22 protein-coding genes are annotated in these 15,981 nt (G+C 42.6%); 2 read left to right on the top strand and 20 right to left on the bottom strand.

Going from position 1 to position 15,981, the window contains the following annotated elements; all coding sequences use genetic code 11:
- Nucleotides 1-335 precede the first annotated feature (335 nt).
- Together CKQ84_RS21900 and CKQ84_RS21895 are read right to left on the bottom strand one after the other, a co-directional pair.
- Entirely contained in the window at nucleotides 336-1,343 is a 1,008-nt protein-coding gene (locus tag CKQ84_RS21900; protein ID WP_105252744.1) for a RimK family alpha-L-glutamate ligase, read from the bottom strand.
- Nucleotides 1,344-1,363: 20 nt separating this feature from the next.
- On the bottom strand, nucleotides 1,364-1,813 hold the full coding sequence (locus tag CKQ84_RS21895) for a DUF413 domain-containing protein (RefSeq protein ID WP_028760261.1): 450 nt from the start codon (nucleotides 1,811-1,813) through the stop codon (nucleotides 1,364-1,366).
- Nucleotides 1,814-1,921: 108 nt separating this feature from the next.
- Here CKQ84_RS21895 and hdfR point away from each other — a divergent pair, with 108 nt between their 5' ends.
- Entirely contained in the window at nucleotides 1,922-2,791 is an 870-nt protein-coding gene (hdfR, locus tag CKQ84_RS21890) for an HTH-type transcriptional regulator HdfR (RefSeq protein ID WP_105252743.1), read from the top strand.
- 10 nt (nucleotides 2,792-2,801) lie between these two features.
- On the opposite strand, the gene CKQ84_RS21885 is transcribed toward hdfR, so the two are convergent.
- Nucleotides 2,802-3,173 carry a diacylglycerol kinase gene (locus CKQ84_RS21885; protein ID WP_028760259.1) on the bottom strand — a complete coding sequence of 124 codons (372 nt, stop codon included), beginning with the start codon at nucleotides 3,171-3,173 and terminating at the stop codon, nucleotides 2,802-2,804.
- A gap of 279 nt (nucleotides 3,174-3,452) precedes the next feature.
- Between CKQ84_RS21885 and CKQ84_RS21880 the strand changes: the two genes are divergently transcribed.
- Nucleotides 3,453-4,364, top strand: coding sequence for a DNA ligase (locus CKQ84_RS21880; RefSeq protein WP_105252742.1), 912 nt, complete (start codon nucleotides 3,453-3,455; stop codon nucleotides 4,362-4,364).
- A 70-nt stretch (nucleotides 4,365-4,434) separates the two neighbouring features.
- Here the strand turns inward: CKQ84_RS21880 and CKQ84_RS21875 are convergent, their stop codons facing one another.
- The 17 genes from CKQ84_RS21875 to CKQ84_RS21790 form a co-directional block, all read right to left on the bottom strand.
- The gene (locus tag CKQ84_RS21875; protein ID WP_105252741.1) at nucleotides 4,435-5,505 is read right to left on the bottom strand and encodes a type I restriction endonuclease; all 1,071 of its coding nucleotides are present in this window, start codon (nucleotides 5,503-5,505) and stop codon (nucleotides 4,435-4,437) included.
- Nucleotides 5,506-6,084: 579 nt separating this feature from the next.
- Entirely contained in the window at nucleotides 6,085-7,269 is a 1,185-nt protein-coding gene (locus tag CKQ84_RS21870; protein ID WP_105252740.1) for a phage integrase Arm DNA-binding domain-containing protein, read from the bottom strand.
- Nucleotides 7,259-7,489: an excisionase gene (locus tag CKQ84_RS21865; RefSeq protein ID WP_012088952.1), complete on the bottom strand. Its 231-nt coding sequence runs from the start codon at nucleotides 7,487-7,489 to the stop codon at nucleotides 7,259-7,261. Before CKQ84_RS21865 ends, CKQ84_RS21870 begins: the two co-directional genes overlap by 11 nt.
- Nucleotides 7,486-7,842 carry a hypothetical protein gene (locus CKQ84_RS21860; RefSeq protein ID WP_105252739.1) on the bottom strand — a complete coding sequence of 119 codons (357 nt, stop codon included), beginning with the start codon at nucleotides 7,840-7,842 and terminating at the stop codon, nucleotides 7,486-7,488. Before CKQ84_RS21860 ends, CKQ84_RS21865 begins: the two co-directional genes overlap by 4 nt.
- Nucleotides 7,843-8,020: 178 nt before the next feature.
- Nucleotides 8,021-8,335 carry a hypothetical protein gene (locus tag CKQ84_RS21850; RefSeq protein WP_105252738.1) on the bottom strand — a complete coding sequence of 105 codons (315 nt, stop codon included), beginning with the start codon at nucleotides 8,333-8,335 and terminating at the stop codon, nucleotides 8,021-8,023.
- A complete protein-coding gene (locus tag CKQ84_RS21845) occupies nucleotides 8,332-8,652 on the bottom strand; it encodes a hypothetical protein (protein ID WP_105252737.1) in 321 nt (106 codons plus the stop codon). Before CKQ84_RS21845 ends, CKQ84_RS21850 begins: the two co-directional genes overlap by 4 nt.
- Nucleotides 8,649-9,257 carry a hypothetical protein gene (locus tag CKQ84_RS21840; RefSeq protein ID WP_105252736.1) on the bottom strand — a complete coding sequence of 203 codons (609 nt, stop codon included), beginning with the start codon at nucleotides 9,255-9,257 and terminating at the stop codon, nucleotides 8,649-8,651. Before CKQ84_RS21840 ends, CKQ84_RS21845 begins: the two co-directional genes overlap by 4 nt.
- On the bottom strand, nucleotides 9,254-9,484 hold the full coding sequence (locus tag CKQ84_RS21835) for a hypothetical protein (RefSeq protein WP_105252735.1): 231 nt from the start codon (nucleotides 9,482-9,484) through the stop codon (nucleotides 9,254-9,256). The genes CKQ84_RS21840 and CKQ84_RS21835 overlap by 4 nt, the downstream gene beginning before the upstream one ends.
- Entirely contained in the window at nucleotides 9,481-9,759 is a 279-nt protein-coding gene (locus CKQ84_RS21830; RefSeq protein WP_105252734.1) for a hypothetical protein, read from the bottom strand. Before CKQ84_RS21830 ends, CKQ84_RS21835 begins: the two co-directional genes overlap by 4 nt.
- Nucleotides 9,760-10,053 carry a hypothetical protein gene (locus CKQ84_RS21825; protein ID WP_105252733.1) on the bottom strand — a complete coding sequence of 98 codons (294 nt, stop codon included), beginning with the start codon at nucleotides 10,051-10,053 and terminating at the stop codon, nucleotides 9,760-9,762. It abuts the gene before it with no gap.
- Entirely contained in the window at nucleotides 10,050-10,694 is a 645-nt protein-coding gene (locus tag CKQ84_RS21820; protein ID WP_105252732.1) for a hypothetical protein, read from the bottom strand. The genes CKQ84_RS21825 and CKQ84_RS21820 overlap by 4 nt, the downstream gene beginning before the upstream one ends.
- Nucleotides 10,691-11,281, bottom strand: a complete 591-nt coding sequence (locus CKQ84_RS21815) for an ead/Ea22-like family protein (RefSeq protein WP_105252731.1) — start codon at nucleotides 11,279-11,281, stop codon at nucleotides 10,691-10,693. The genes CKQ84_RS21820 and CKQ84_RS21815 overlap by 4 nt, the downstream gene beginning before the upstream one ends.
- Before the next feature lie 10 nt (nucleotides 11,282-11,291).
- Nucleotides 11,292-11,456: a hypothetical protein gene (locus CKQ84_RS21810; protein WP_006083880.1), complete on the bottom strand. Its 165-nt coding sequence runs from the start codon at nucleotides 11,454-11,456 to the stop codon at nucleotides 11,292-11,294.
- 36 nt (nucleotides 11,457-11,492) lie between these two features.
- A complete protein-coding gene (locus tag CKQ84_RS21805; protein WP_105252730.1) occupies nucleotides 11,493-11,840 on the bottom strand; it encodes a hypothetical protein in 348 nt (115 codons plus the stop codon).
- 116 nt (nucleotides 11,841-11,956) lie between these two features.
- On the bottom strand, nucleotides 11,957-12,319 hold the full coding sequence (locus CKQ84_RS21800) for a hypothetical protein (RefSeq protein WP_105252729.1): 363 nt from the start codon (nucleotides 12,317-12,319) through the stop codon (nucleotides 11,957-11,959).
- 751 nt (nucleotides 12,320-13,070) lie between these two features.
- On the bottom strand, nucleotides 13,071-13,724 hold the full coding sequence (locus tag CKQ84_RS21795) for a DUF2290 domain-containing protein (protein WP_216822566.1): 654 nt from the start codon (nucleotides 13,722-13,724) through the stop codon (nucleotides 13,071-13,073).
- A 4-nt stretch (nucleotides 13,725-13,728) separates the two neighbouring features.
- Complete coding sequence (locus CKQ84_RS21790; protein WP_105252727.1) at nucleotides 13,729-15,834, bottom strand: DEAD/DEAH box helicase; 2,106 nt, start codon at nucleotides 15,832-15,834, stop codon at nucleotides 13,729-13,731.
- Nucleotides 15,835-15,981: the final 147 nt, after the last annotated feature.

Below are 15,981 nucleotides of genomic sequence, written 5' to 3'. Positions count from 1 at the left end.
AGGTCAGAATTTAGTGCCATAAAAAAACAACATTTGGAGTTTAACAGCAAATTTTTCAATGTGAACAAAATGTTTTAAAAAATGCAAAAAATTGTGATTCAAAACAAAAGTAGGGCTGGTTCTCGTGAGGTTGAATGAAATTTGAGTGAGCGATCACATCAATTGTGGATTGAAAGACTAAGGGCAAGTGTTTCCTGCCTGAACTGCTTTAGGATTGTTGCGTTATTGATGGGGCGAGATACAAATGGATATAGACACAAACATGGAGGAGAATCATCGATATTGAGAATATCTAGCGGTACGAACCCGCTAGATATTGATATGTCCTAGTGCTTCTATTTCGTCTCGATAGAGGACGCAGACGATAGAAGTGACGGGGTAGAAGTCTCAGCCTCTACGCTATCAGCTACGATTTTTGGGCTACTTGGTTCATCTTTATTAAACATGCCTAAACGGATGCGAATAAAATGCAAAATTTGCGCGGCAATATCCACATTCAAACAGGACTCTAAGCCCTCAAACCCTGGAGATGAGTTAGCCTCACAAATTTTGTAATGGCCGTTATCAAACAATAAATCGATACCTGCAACATCAAGATCGAGAATATTGGCTGTTTGGGTGGCAAGCCATTCAATTTCAGGAGTGATCTGAAATGGACGCGCTGAACCACCGGCACTGACATTGGCTTTGAAACTGTCTTCTTGACCACGCCTTTCATAGCAACCCGCCACACGACCACCAATAGTGAATACGCGTAGATCGCGCCCATGGCTGTTAGCGATAAACTCTTGCAGAATGATGTTAGCGTTTTTATTGGTCGCTTCAATCAACTGCATTAAATCGTCAAATTCACGCGCCTTATGGGATAAAAACACACCACTGCCCTGTGAGCCTGAAAGTGTTTTTATCACCACAGGAAAACCGAGATGGCGTTCTACGAGGGCGATATCGACGGGGAATTTAACCAACATGGTTTTAGGCGTAGGCAGATTTTTCTCGGCCAACAATTGTTGGGAGAATAACTTGTCTTTAACGATTTCAATGGCTTTAGATGGATTGAGGCAATATACCCCTAATCTTTCTAAGTGACGAATAATGGCTAAAGCAAAGTAGGTCGTGCCTGAGCCCATTCGCGGAATGATAAAATCGGGCAGCTCGACGGCTTGCCCATTCAATAAAATACTCTTGTTATCTTCTCTGGTGACAGTCAGATCAAATTCATCAGGTGCATAAACTTCCAACTCTATGTTATCGGCTTTTGCTGCCGCCAGTAGACGCTCAATTTCATACCATTCAGGTTTTAGCTGAGTCGCGGTTTCTTTATATAAAATCCAACCACGCATTTAGTAGCAAACCTTAATCTTCATTCTTTATCCTCGGGTTCAGGTTCATCCTGAACATCATCTTCAATATCAAATACAGCCTCAGCCTCTATTTCTATCTCGGGCTTGGTTGCAGGCAAATGCACTGTACCAACCACGGCATAAAAGGGTTTCCCCATGGCGAGCCTGCGATACTTTACCCAGATCTGCTCTAACAAGCTACTGGGGGCGATATTTCCTTTGGCGACTTCCACAAATTGGGCTTCATCAGAGGTGCAAGGCAGCGTTTTTCCTTCCGCTAAATTCTTCATCGCATGACCATGCAATTCAAGGAGTTCAGCTTCTTTATTGGTAAAATCGCCGCTTCGTTTAAAGCCTTTGGGGAAATTAGCGTCGTCGTAGAAACGTTTTTGAGAGACAAAACTGGCAGCAACTGAGCCGTTAAACGTCTCAGAACCCTTGTTAGCGTTAAAAAAAGACTGTTCAGACATGGCAGATACCCTCTAGTTTTTGATATACAAAGATTTGCAACTGGAGTATTGGCTAGTATTATTGATTTATAAATCAAAAAAAATTGCCTATGTTGGTCAAGAATTTTTATGGATACCGATTTACTAAAAACCTTTCTCGAAGTCTCCCGTACTCGCCATTTTGGTAAAGCGGCTGAGAATCTTTACCTCACCCGAAGCGCTGTGAGCTTTAGGGTGAAACAGCTTGAGAGCATTTTGGGTGTCGCCTTATTTGAACGGCAACGTAATAATATTCAGCCCACGCCAGCAGGCGAACGTATGCTTGGTCATGCCGAGGCGGTGTTAACAGCATGGGAGCGGGCTAAGCAAGATGTTTCCCTCAGTCAGTTACAGTCGACTCAGCTTGCCATTGGTGCAGGGCCGAATATTTGGGACGCTTACTTGCAAGGTTATTTACAGGGACTGCATGTCGGTTTACCTGGCGTGGCGTTGCGCACCGAAGTGCTACCCGCGAATGCAATGACGCGTCAGCTAATGGACCGTACCCTAGATATTGCGATTTCATTCGATCCGCCAAAGCTTGATCAATTTGAGATAGTACAACTGGGGCAAATTAATTTGTTGTTGGTGTCGAGCTTAAAAGGTCAAACGGTAAAAGCGGTTGTGCCGGGGCAATATGTAAAAGTCGATTGGGGTACGGCGTTCAATATTGTTCACGCGCAGGAATATGCCTCGCTGCCAGTGCCAACGCTGCACACAAGTTCAGCGCGTATTGCGTTAGATTTCATCTTGAATAATGGCGGCTGCGCATTTTTACCTGAGCATCTAGTACAACATGCATTGCGCGGCGGCGAATTGCATCTCGTCAGCGGCGCGAATGCCATTTCACGAAATGTGTATCTTGCGTATTGGGCTGAGAATGACCGCTTAGCCCAGATCAAACAAGCCATTGACTTTTTAAGGGACGATGGCTCAATGGTTGCTCATGCGACGGTTTAGAAACTAAGAATTAAAGCACTAGCGGCGTTAATACAACCAGCCAAGTTAATCCACAAAGCGCAAGACTCATAAAGACGGCAGCCGAGGCAATGTCCTTGGCTTGGCCACTTAACGGGTGTATTTCACTGCCGACACGGTCAACCACAGCTTCAATCGCCGAGTTTAATAGCTCAACAATCAACACGATAAACAACGTGAAAATCAGCATAAGGCGTTCAATAGTGCTGATATCAACCCATAAGGCTACGGGTAACATGACTATCGTCAAGATTAATTCCTGTCTGAAGGCGGCTTCGTGGATCCAAGCGGCCTTTAGGCCCTTCATCGAAAATCCTGTCGCTCTGAATATGCGCTTAATACCGTGATTATTGGCTGGTTTCATAGTGTTTCCAATTGACGTTAGCGACAAAGCGCTGAGGTTTTGCTCATTCAAAACAGGGTGAATAAACCCTACTGTTGTCTTTGTTAACATTTGACTGAGTTATAAATTTGGCCGCAGTATAGCCTGAGATGAAAAGTGCATAAACAATTAACTGAGCAAATTTGATCATCAACATTCGTTGTTAACTTAGGGAGTTAGTGACTTTTGCGGTTATTTTAGTGCAACTTTAGCCGTGCGGCCTAAGCTTGATGAAGGATATATTGCAGAGTGGGCAAGGGAATGACTCATACAAACCCGTTACGAAATTTAACATTTAATCATTTCATCCGTTTTAGTGTTTTTAAGCTCAGCTTGCTCATACTTTGCGGTTTAACTCTTTCGGTTAACGCACAAACCTCACCACCTGCCATACAACTAGCTACTGAGTTTGATGCGACTCGAACTTCGCAAGATATTAATATTCAAAATTTTTTGATTAGTGAGAAACTCGACGGGGTTCGAGGTTACTGGAATGGCAAGGAATTATTCACTCGGCAGGGAAATGCCATCGCTACACCCATTTGGTTTACTGCGAATTTTCCGAATTATCCCCTCGATGGTGAATTATGGCTTGGGCGAGGTCAGTTTGAAGCGATGTCGAGTTTAGTTCGACAAACTTCGGCTAAGGATGATGATTGGCGCAAAGTGCGATTTATGGTGTTCGATGTCCCCAAGGCGAGTGGCGACTTTCAGCATCGCTATCAATTTGCGCTGACTGAACTGAGTGGCAAATCGAATTATCTTGAAGTCATAGTGCAGTTCCAAGTAGAAAGCCTTGAAGCCCTGTATCAAAAACTCGATGCCTTAGTTGCAAAAGGCGCCGAAGGCTTGATGCTGCATCGCAGTTCCGCGACTTATATTAGTGGCCGCAATCCTCATCTGATGAAGTTAAAACCTTATTATGATGCTGAAGCTACTGTTATCGCTTATATCCCAGGTAAAGGTCAATTTGCAGGGCAGATGGGCGCATTAAAAGTGCAAACGCCAGACGGCCGAATTTTTAGTATTGGCACAGGTTTTAGTCTCGCAGAGCGCCAACATCCCCCCGCTGTGGGCACTATCATTACCTATAAATATCTTGGTCTTACCGTTAACGGTTTACCGCGGTTTGCCAGTTTTTTACGGGTAAGAACCGATGTTGAAACTGAGTAGCCGTACCTAGTAAATCAAATTGCGCATTAGTCTTTACGCTGAGTAATGCGCAATTGATATTTTGATAGTGTTATTCGTAATAGGCGACTGTCGATAATAGTTGTTCACTGAAATTAAAAATATCATCTACAGAGTTAATAGGATGACGAGTTTCATTTTTATTTTCATCCACTAATCCTAGATACTTTTGTTTAGCATTGAAGTGTAAGCGGCATAAGGGTTTTCGGTTATTATCATCCAATAGTATGCCAAAGTAACTTTGGGTATCCCTTGCGATGATTCGATTAACTTCTATTTTTTGCCTCAATATAGCTTTTATCACATTGAAACCGTCAATTTCTTCTTCAGTAGTAACTACTTTAATTTTTTCATCATTGGATGGGATTGGGGTATCGATTAAATTTTTGTTTTCATCAGTTGGTTTATCATTGCCAATAGCGGATTTTAAACGTTCATTAATGCTGTCGTTGAGAAATTGTCTTAGTGCTTTATGAGTAATTTCAGCAAATTGATGTTTTACTTTAGGTGTAAGAACCCCATCATAAGCCCTTGAGGCAAAAAAGCGAATAAACTCTTCTTCAGGTTCTTTAAATTGCTCACTAATAATACGTTTTATCTGACTCAAGTATTTTAGTTCTCCTGCCGCGCTGACTATTGAGTTAACGTCGAACGAGTTTTTAGTCAGCTTTTTAACTTCAGGAATTAAGTGTTCATCAATATTTTCAAGATCTAAGATCAGAAATGGTTTTTCATCCATTTTGTTAGGAGCATCAAGATCGGTATAAAATTGATATTCAGTACCGTTTGTAAGAATAGCTAAGCGTGCGTTTGTGACAGAAAAATAACGAAATAGTTGTGACGCATGCTTTATGGACAGCTTTTCATTGTACTTTTTGCATTCAATAAGGATTTGCACTTCACCTTCCTTAATTAATGCATAGTCAACTTTCTCACCTTTTTTACCTATAGTATCTGCCGTAAATTCTGGGACAACTTCGCTAGGATTAAAAACATCATATCCTAGAACTGTATGCAAAAATGGCATAACTAAGGCATTCTTAGTCGCTTCCTCAGTTTGAAGGCTATTAGCAATTTGAGGGATGCGTTTTGATAGAGCATCGATTCGTTCAATAAAATCCATTTTACTTTTCCTCTTCTTGTACTTTGTGGTGTATTTTTTATTTGAGCGAGTATGCGGTGGACATTCAGTTTTATTTTAAACCGTACTCTGACATATAAACCTAGTCGATAAAAAATCCTTAGCAAGGAGGCTAATTTGTTTCTGTGCTGTTTATCGTATATTTTACGGGTTAGGTTAAATTTTGTGCGTGCTTGGTATGTATATGGCTCAAGGGGAATATTTTAGCTGAGGTGACACCCTTAACTTTCGGATCGTAGCGCGCATTTTATTTTTGATAATGGTTTGGTGTAAGAATATTTTGTATTTCTAGGTTTAACATGTTGTATTTATAGGTAAATAATTAATGTATTAAGCTGCTTATCATATTAAGTTTACATCTAGGTTTAAGCACATTAGATAAATTATTGATAATACTAAGCTATGAGGTATTCATGTTAAAAAATCAAAGTGTACGGCGAATATTGATGGTTTGTATGGGTAATATCTGCTTGAAATTTAACTCATTGTAATTGTTAGATAAAAACCTCTCTCCAAAATCTCTCCAAAATTCCTCTCCAAAACGCTGTGTGATTTCTGGTGCTAAATCACTAGCTCTATCCACATCTGGCCACGTATATCATGATATGCAGCAGTGGTTCGCGGGTCTTTGTGACCAAGTAAGATTTGAGTGTCGATTCCCTGACCGCTATAGAGTCTTTCTGAAAGTGATCGCAATTCGTGAAAGGTCGTTGTCGATGAACCAAGCTCGTCGCGGCATTCAGAAAAGCGTTTGGTAATGGTATCAACAAACACTTGCCCACCAATGGTTGCACCTCTACTACCGTGTTGATGGTGGATCAGGTATTTAGATACACAGCGGCTACGGCACGATAAAACAACGTTGCCAATGCTCAAATCTAACGCCTCAAGTTTAAGTCCCAATGGCAGCTTGAGCATCGTTGAGGTTTTCTGCTGAAACACATGCAACCATTCGCCTTCAACGTAGGAGTAGGGCGGCTTCGAACGGTTTCCTGTTTTCCAATTTTGATACAGTCTTTCCCAATCGTTGCCCTTTTTAAATTGCATGTTAGCGATATCAACGCGGCGCTGCCCAGTCACCAATGCGAGCAGAATGGTATTTTTAACCCACGGCTCTTTGGTTTCGGCAACCGTGAGGATTTGTTTCACGGCTTCTAGTTCAAGCCGATCCCGAACAACGTTTACCCGTGGAGATTTGGTTGCCGATGCGGGATTAAATCCACCGGTGATTTCTCCCGCTTGAGCGGCTTCTTTGAAAATATCAATAAGTACTGATCTCACCGCCTGCGCAGTTCTTTCTTTTCCTTGCGCTCTTAAAGACTGCATCAGCTCGTAACAATCTTTGGTCGATATGTCTTTGAGGGGAATATTGCCCATTGCTTTTATAGCAATCGTCGCCTGAGACTTACGGGTTTTAAACGTGTTGAGTCTGATCTCGCCGTTATTTAATCTATCGCCCTGGATAGCAATGTATGTTTCAACCCACTTTTTAAAGGCTATGCCATGTTGTGCCACACGTTCAGGCCTAGCGTTATAGTTATCGATAAACGCACTTGCAAGTTGTTGAGCAATTAACAGATTTAATGCGCTTGCTCGTTCCTTTGCGATGGTTCTATCTTTACCTAGCCCCCTAAAGGCCCCATTGCGGGGATCTCGGTACTGGTAATAAACCTCACCATTGCGAGCATCTTGCCGGCAATAAAGGTTTTCTACACCTAGGTCGAACTTACGTGGTCTAGCCGCCATTGAGGATTCTCCTGATAACAGGGTCGCTTATATCACTGACCACAACCTGAGTCGGGTCTACATAAATTGCATTGGATTTAACCGCCCAGCGTCTACCGAGCTTAATTGGTCTTGGGACAATGGACCCTGACTTTGCCCAAGCCTGCAAAGTCGCTTTTGATACAGAGAAGGCGATATGCATTTTCGCCCAATCTTCAAGGGTAATATATTGCTCGATCATATCGGACTCCTGATTAAGTCAGCGCCAGCATTGTTGCAGTGTTCATCATCGTGCCTTACCTGCGTTAAACAGCCTTCATCCTCATCTTCTTGCCATTCACCTGAGTCGATTAATGCTTTGGTGCATTGACTGCAAATCTGATGGGTACGGCCGCAATGTTCGACAAAGGTTGGTCTATGCGCTTCACAGAAATAACCCTCGCAGCTGATCTCATCTTCGCCATGCATACCGCCACACGCATAGGCAAGACCGCGGTCGATTTGTTTGTGGCAACCCGGATGATCACAGGTTGCTTCGAAGGCATAACCAATGGGTCTGCCGTTACTATCCTCACCACAATTTGACCAGCTCATTGTTTGCCATCCTCAATGTAACGATGAAAATCATCCTCGCCACACGTTGCAAACTCTTTTTCGCAATGCGCCCATGAACAGACAAATTCGTTTTCGCATAGATCTGATGCGTAAATCGTATTTTCACCGCCACAGTGTGGACATGAAACTATTAGCCCTGCAGGCTTTGCCATCTTCTTCATTGTTTACCACCATTTGTAACGCTTTTTTCTTGGCCGCAAATTTTTAGAAGCTCATTCGCATCAGTTATTGCACTCTCTATTCCTAGGCATTGTGGATAGTCATTACTTAATACAAATAGGTTTGGCAGTGCTTGTGTAGATATGAAGGTTTTGAGCTTATCCACCTGCATCGCCAGCTGGCTGCGCTCAGCTGTTAGAGTGTCAATTTCTTGCGCTGCCTCAGCCGCAAGATTCTTTTCACCACGACGAGATAAGTCGTCTTGATCTGTAGCGAACTGCTTTAGCCGTTCAGATAGTGAAAGCTGCTTCATGCTGCTTCCTTATCTTTCGGTGCGAAAAACAGTGCGACGGGGCCATCTTCGGTGTCGTGAATACTCAGCAAGAATGAGCCGGCCTTGTCGCAAACGGGTTGCCAATCGCTGATATCGGTGTCGCCCTCGTCAAAATAGCGCTCGATGAGGTTTTCAGGGGCATCGAGTTCAAACCAAATCGCCACAAACTCGCCGCCTTGGCGTGCAGCCCATGCTTCACACTCCACACGGGTCACACCTTCATCCCACTCGGGCAAATCGGGATGGGTCCAATAACCTTCTTCACGTTCTACAGTTGCTGCTTGTATCGACTTCATGCTGCTTCTCCTTGGCGCTGGGCTTGATATGCCCGCCATGCGGGCAAATCAGTGTTTGATACTCGCCAATCAAGCTCGCCAGCCTTGTCATAGGCCACTGAGCCGCCATATTGAGCACCCTCAAAAGTAAATGTCGCAGTGCAATACAGTTGTGGATATGCACCGTTAAACGCCGTGAAGGTCAGATCAGGGCGCAGTGATAACAGCTGTTGCTTAAAGGCTTCGGCCTTAGCATTGTGCTGCGTAATGTCAGCTTGCTTTTGTGAATGGCACGCCGCGTTGCAATAAAACGCCTCGCCGATGCCGATCACCGCTTCAATGTCCGTTGCATTGCCTTCATCGTCTTCGGCTTTAATTGGGTTGCCGCAGTGGTAACAGGTAAAACACCAACCATCGGCCAGTAACACTTGATAAGGCACGTTGCCTTGCTCAGCGTATTGGTCATATTCAGGGCAGCGAGTAACCGACATATCATCTTCAAAGGTCAGATTGAGTTCGCCCGCACCTATGCGACGAGCGGCGGCTGCATGTTGATGAAACGCAATGCACGCGGCGCCCTCGCAATGTTCTTGTACTTGAAACGCTTTAATCTTGGGTGTGTTCATGCTGCTTCTCCTCTTATCCTGAGTTTTGATTCTGCGTTGAGTGCGAATACTTCGGCGTCGGCTTGCCCGAAGTCGCTGCACTCTATGGCGTTAAATGACTTACAAATGCCCCAGCCGTGGTAATTGTTGGGGGTGTACTTCACTTCGATTTGTTGCTGATCGCACATCAAGGTGGAGTAGGGCTTAGATAGCGTGACCACACCTGCTTTAGTGCTAAACGTATTCATGCCGCCTCCTTGTTTTGGTTGCCGCTTGTTTGGCTGACAGGCGAATGGCAGGGCAGGCGCATTGGGTGATATCGGTACGAATACACTATGGTGCGGCTAATGCCCTTGGCGAGGTTGGTTAAGCCGTTGCCCAATGCTTGCCAGTACAGGCAATCTAACGCGCCGAGCGCCAGCGCAATTTTGATGCTGTCGCCCGTTTTTGCCTTGAGTAACAGGCTTAACTTATGGCTGCGGTAATGATTTAACAGATGGCGAAACGCCGCTGATTGAGTCATTTAGGCCACCTGCTTCGGTTGCAAAGGGATTGTTAGCAAAGGGTTTGATTGCAGCTTGGCCCAGTCGATGGCCTTAATGGCCTCGACTGTGGCGGCGATTTGCTCTAGCTTCTTTTGCCCGCGCATAAAGTTTGAAAGCTCAATACCGTGGCGAGCGGCCGCGCGTTCGGCGGGTAGGGCGCTGGTGTAATGCAGCGTTAACGCGGCAATCACCTCGGGCGAACTAATGCGGGTAAGCGACAGCAATAACGCAACACGCTCTTGTGATTCAAAGCCTGGGAGTAAGTGGTTCATGCCGCACCGCCTGTGGTACTGATCACTTTGAACTCGATCACCCACACCCACGGGTTGGCATCCCAATTTTTATAGATTGAGTTCCATAGGGATTTAAAAGCATGCTGTGGTTTTTTATACCAACGCCAATGAGGGGAGTGAGGTTTATGGTTCGAATGCTTTTCAACGCCCCCCCACTTTTGGTAAAGGGCGTGATGTTGCAAACCTTCTGCTTTTGCATCTTGCTCGCTGATATCATTTAGCCTTTCTACCCGAACGGCGGTGACTTCAAGCAGAATACGAGCGCAAGAACGAGGCATATGGATAGATGGTTTCCAATTGCTTTCTCCGTCGGCATGTGAAGCTTTGAATAACACCGTTCCGTTAGCCAGACATGAGCAAGGTGATTCACTGCAACCACATTCATCAGATGAATTGAATTGTCGCCAAGTCTCACGAACATAAAGCTGATCACCAACCAAGCCAAATGGACTACTTACTTCATCAGAACACCAAAACTTGAATATTCCTTTTGATGTTTCTAGCGGGAGTCTTTCGCTTTGAACTTGAGCAGGATTAACAGTTCTCCGCGTCTGCGTTTTACGGCCATCAAGAATGGCGCGCACCATTTCGGTGTTGAAGATAATAGGGCGCTGTTTCATGCCGCCACCTCTGCCTTAGTCAGTGACAGGATCCAGTTGCGTAACTCAATCATTTGAGGGCACAAATACATTGACGCGACATAGGTATATAGATGTGGGTAATCATGCTGTTTACGCCTGATAAACCAATTCGCATCAGCTTCGGTGAGGCAGGATTTAATGACCTCTTCAATTTCTTGAAAGTGAAGTTTGGTGAGGTTTGATGGCAAATCGTAATGATCTGAATCAACATCAAAATCTTCGATAAACGCTTGAGTGAATACGTCGGCAAATGATTCGATTTCATCGTGGTAAGATTCGATCTTGTCGTTCTCGAATAACCACGTTTTACACCATTCGGCATCATGCTCTAGTAACCATTCAGCAAGGTTGCTTTTATCGCCATCATCAGAGTGATAGAGCGTTGAATAATCGCCGTCTTCACCGTAAAAAATCTCCCAGTGATGATCGTTGTAGCCTTCTTGAGTCACTAAGTAGCGCTTGCAGCGCACTTGCCAGATTGGCTCCGCAGTAATGCGATTATCTTGTTGATGCATTTGCTGAGACATTTCAAGCAAGAATGCGGGGATTTCGATGTGTTGGCTCATGCTGATTTCCTTATCTTCTAACCAAGAAACGGTGCAAACCTTTGGCGGCACGAATGGCGACAGTGCGGTCGGTGGTAAACTTGCCACCGGGCAACATCCAACCTTCCTTAAACGCGACGATATGACCAACGCCGATTTTGATATCGCTGTGTAGCGGTTTGTCATCAGTTAACATGCTGCACTCCTTCTCTCGTCATCACACTCAGCAGGGCTAAGCTGCGGCTTCGCCGTTAAACACCACCAGATTGATGATGGGTTTCTTGGTTTTGGGGTTCACCTTGTCCGACAGCTTGTGATAGCGAATATGCACATCGCGGTGGGCTTCTTGGGTCATGGCTAAAACGATGTATTGCTGGCACAGCGCGGGCGTCGATAACGAATGCGACAGGCGTTGTGGCTTCATGGTTTCAAACAAGTGCTTCGCCATCTCATCCAACTTTGCTTGGTACTCGTCGGGGCTCAGTTGACGGCGGTTAGGGTGCGCACCGACTGAGGTGCTGCACTTTTTGGCCGCTTGATTTTTCGCTAAGGTCATGGACACGCCGTAAACAAAAAACATAATTGCCTCCAACAAGGTGAAACTGTCGCCGTAATCGTTACAGGGATATGGACCATCACCCCTTGGTTGCTTTGCCTAAATCGTGAATGTTCGCGGCTGCTCTGTGGCTTTACTGCTTAGCGGCCGACGGGCGTGGCTGGCGTCATCGTGTGCAGCGGATGCACATTAGTGACGGCTTGCGAGTCGTTACGCCACACCATCACTTTGCCGTACAAGCCTTGTAGGGGCTCAGTGAAGCGCAGGCTGAAATTGAGCCCGAGTTCGCCCGTGTGGCGAATGAACTGGCGGTAAAATGCTGGGCTTGGGTGGTGATAGGCAAAATGCTTGACCAGCTCGGCGCAACGGGCTTGCACTCGTGGGCAATCCATCGGGTCGATGTGGCCCTTGGCCAGCGCCATCAAGCAGGCAAAACGTATTGCAACCAGTAGACGAAACTCATCGCGTTGCTTAGGTGTGGTGTGAACTTTTGCTAGAATCATTTCCTTGTCCTCGGTAGTGCCCATTGGGAGCAAAGCTCGAAAGGGCCGTCAGTCGTTTATGGTTCAGCATGTCAGTGCTTGAGATTAGCTTTCTGTTTGGCAGTTTTAATCAACGAATCAAATGTACGTTATGTACATATCTAGGTAAATACAAAATGTATATTTATTTTGTGTGGCTACTTTTATACAAAATAGTGATGTAAGTGATTATAAATACACATAAAAAATGAGGGGTTGATATAGGAAATGTACAAATTGTTCAATAATATGATAAGGAAGAACTATTTTTTGGATGTAGCTAGTGATTAATTGGTGATCTATGCCGATTTTGAGCTCAACAATTGATTAAAAAATAAACTCATGGAGGGGGCGTAAAAGAATTCAAGATCTTAAAGGATGGGGATAGTGATACGTAGGTTTCTAGCCAAACTAGCACCGATGATTTTATGCTTTTGCCTTGTTAGATTTGTATAAGTAGATACTTATTTTTTTAGGGTTACTTAGGTTAAAATCGAGTTAGTGAAGTGATTAAGGATGATTGCGGAAAATAAGTAAATCTAAGAATAGCTGCCCACTAAATGTAAGCATAGAAGCAAAGCGCTGGTTTATAGCTATCGATAGGAGTGTTTGCATGTTCAGCCAAAGCAGTTAATTTTTTAAGATAATCCGCTGAATATGTTAGTAGTTGTATAGAAATATAATTATACATTCTGATGCCATAGTTAGAAGATATAAATTATAGAGCTAAAAATCAAGATACTGACAAATGTAATGTATTTCTTTCTAACCCTACAATCGTTTCTGGCATTAAGCAGAAAGGGAAATTGTTCGGCAACATGATATCTGCTGTATTGTAAAATGATTTTAAGATAAATTTGATAAAGTTCCCAGGACATATAGGAGCAACAATAGGAATTCTACAGTTCTTGTATTGACCAAGACTCATATGGCTAGATGGATGCGTCAGTTCTTGAAAATTTTCAGGATCGTAATCAAAACGTATTGGTACAGGTAGAATGGACTTTAATATAACATCAGCGTAGTAATTACTTTCATCGATATATAGTTCAGGATCATTCTGAAATGACTCGAAACTTGGCGATGGAAAATAACATAGTCGATGCTTTATCAGATTTTCTCGTTGATCAAAACAATACAATATCTGAATAAGACCTCCGTCAAGAAGTCTAAAGTTAAACTGCCGATTCTCAAATAAGTGAGTGTAAATTTCAGAATACGCTACATTCTTTAAAGCTATAGAAACATCATTGAATCCTGAAAATGTTACATGTGTTTCAGTATGATTTTTAACTTCAGAAGCAAAGTTCTGGTCATCACATATGCCCGATTTAATCAACTCAGAAGTTATTTTATTGATTGATGAAACAGCAGTCTTTGGTGTCAAAATACTATCCTTGACTTAATTTAGCTAAAAGAGCCTTTCTTAATTCCTCAGGAATATCTTCTAAACTAACTTCACCATCTAATAAATTAGATAAGTTTTGAGCACTTCGCTTAGCTTCATTTACTCGTCGTTTTTCTGAAGAAGTCATATCTCTATTTACAACTCTCATCTTTTGTCTTTCCAATTCGAGAGGATATCTAAATTGTAGAGAAAAATTATTATCAACAACTTTTTGATATTCTTGAACAATACCATCGAAGTCTTTACCAACACCATAAATTCTCAGCCATGCTTTTGTTCGCGTCATTGCTGTGAACAATATATTTCGCTTTTTAGATAGTTCAAAATCAGTATTGCAATACTCTGCATGCATGATATAAACCATCGCCGCCTCATTGCCTTTAGCGCGATAAATAGAAGTGAAAGTCACACTGTTATCTGAAAAAAATTCATCAGGCGAGGCTGTAATCCCTGCTATAGAAGAGTTGATCCCTTTTTGAAATAACATATCTCTTAAAGTGCCAACTTCACTCCTCAACTTCATTGCATTAGGGTGAATAACAAGTATATCGCTTGCGAGTATTTCATCTTCTGTAATATTTTTCTCAATTTGTGCTGCTATACATTCTGCTTGAGAGTAAGCTGAATCAAATTTTTGTAAATGTAAAATATCTTCTGCCGTATTGTGAGCACTAAGTAACGCAGGACTAGAGTGTGCACTCCTAGATAGTGTTAGATGACTATTTTCTTCTAGTCTTCCATTAAGCACTTCATAACCTATTTCTCCCCATAATTCTGGATAGTCAAACATTTGAATCATTGGATTATGATATATTCCAAAACCTAAAGCATGAGCAGCAGTTAATATATTCCCAGGATTCCTATAACAGATATCTAAAATAATATCTTGAGCTGCTTTGTCAAACTTAGCATTTGGCTGTCCTGTAGAATCAGTACCCCATATTTCATCAGGAGATGACATACCACTATCACCTAGATTTTGAAGCTCATCATATGCATATATGAGTTTCTGAGGTTTATGTAGCATTCCGTAGCATAACTGAAGGAAAGATGGTGAAAAATCCTGTGCTTCATCAATCAAAATTAAATCATATATGGGTTTCATTTCTGATGTTTGCTGCAAGAATAAATCGCAAATAAACTCAAACTCTTTACCATATTGGGTTACAAGGCTTTTTGCGGCCGAGTAGTCATAGTAACGAACATTATTCGCACAACATGCTTCGTAATACATACCTGTACTACTTGGGCTTCCCCAAGCATGGATGATATTTATCATGTCCCAATCAGGTAACTCACCTGATGCATCCTCATAAAATTGAGTTATAAGCCGTTTAAATTGCTCTTTTAGAGAACGACTATTAAATGTTATGGCAATTTTCCAGTTTGGATTTTGAGAATGTATATGTGCAACTTTTCGAGCTAATACCACTGTTTTTCCAGAACCAGCTAAACCTCTAATCCTTTGAATACCGTCAATGTTTTCAAGAACAGCTCTTGTTTGGCTAACATCCAATGTAGCAAGTTCACTCTCTAACTTTTTCAAGACAGCCCCTTTAGAGTCATCTTTAGTTACATAGTTTCTTTTTTTAGTCTTTTTCAGACTTGATAGTGATTGGAGCCTAGAAAGAGTTGGTTTTAATAATTCTGGTTGTAAAAATTGGACATGACAAACTGCATCTAAAACTTCTTGCGGTGTTCGGCATAATTGAACCGAATCACAGAGATCTTGATCATAACCAACTGGAATCAATGGGGCGTAAGTAATAGAGTTAACTGGTACTACTAACACTCTATTTTTTGTTAACTCCTTCAATTCAGATAGTCTCGCACTAATTTTAAGGTGCACCTCGTCTACGCGATCGACATAATCCTCTGATATTGTACGTGTTTCAAGAAAATGAATAATTGAAATACCATGTTCTTCTGTACAGAGCAAAGCATCTAATTTAATGCCTCCTTCACTTGAGGATATTACTGGAAAACCTCGATAAAAATGCCCTGTAAGACCTAGCTCTTGTCCAAATATCTCATCAAGTTGTTGACTTGCAACTTGGCTTACAGATGGTGTTCCTAAAAATGTGATCATGTGAACCAAGCCTTTACGTAAGTTCTTACAGCATTAATGAAAGTAAGCAGAATAGCGATTATATTGATTTTTTATAAAACTGTTTTTAAATAATAAAATTTGAAGAAAAACCTTAGTTCGTACTATACAGCCCTATAAAAATAGTCA

It is taken from the genome of Shewanella sp. WE21 (genome assembly GCF_002966515.1).
Taxonomy (GTDB): domain Bacteria; phylum Pseudomonadota; class Gammaproteobacteria; order Enterobacterales; family Shewanellaceae; genus Shewanella; species Shewanella oncorhynchi.
This window is presented reverse-complemented; position numbering and strand designations above follow the sequence as displayed.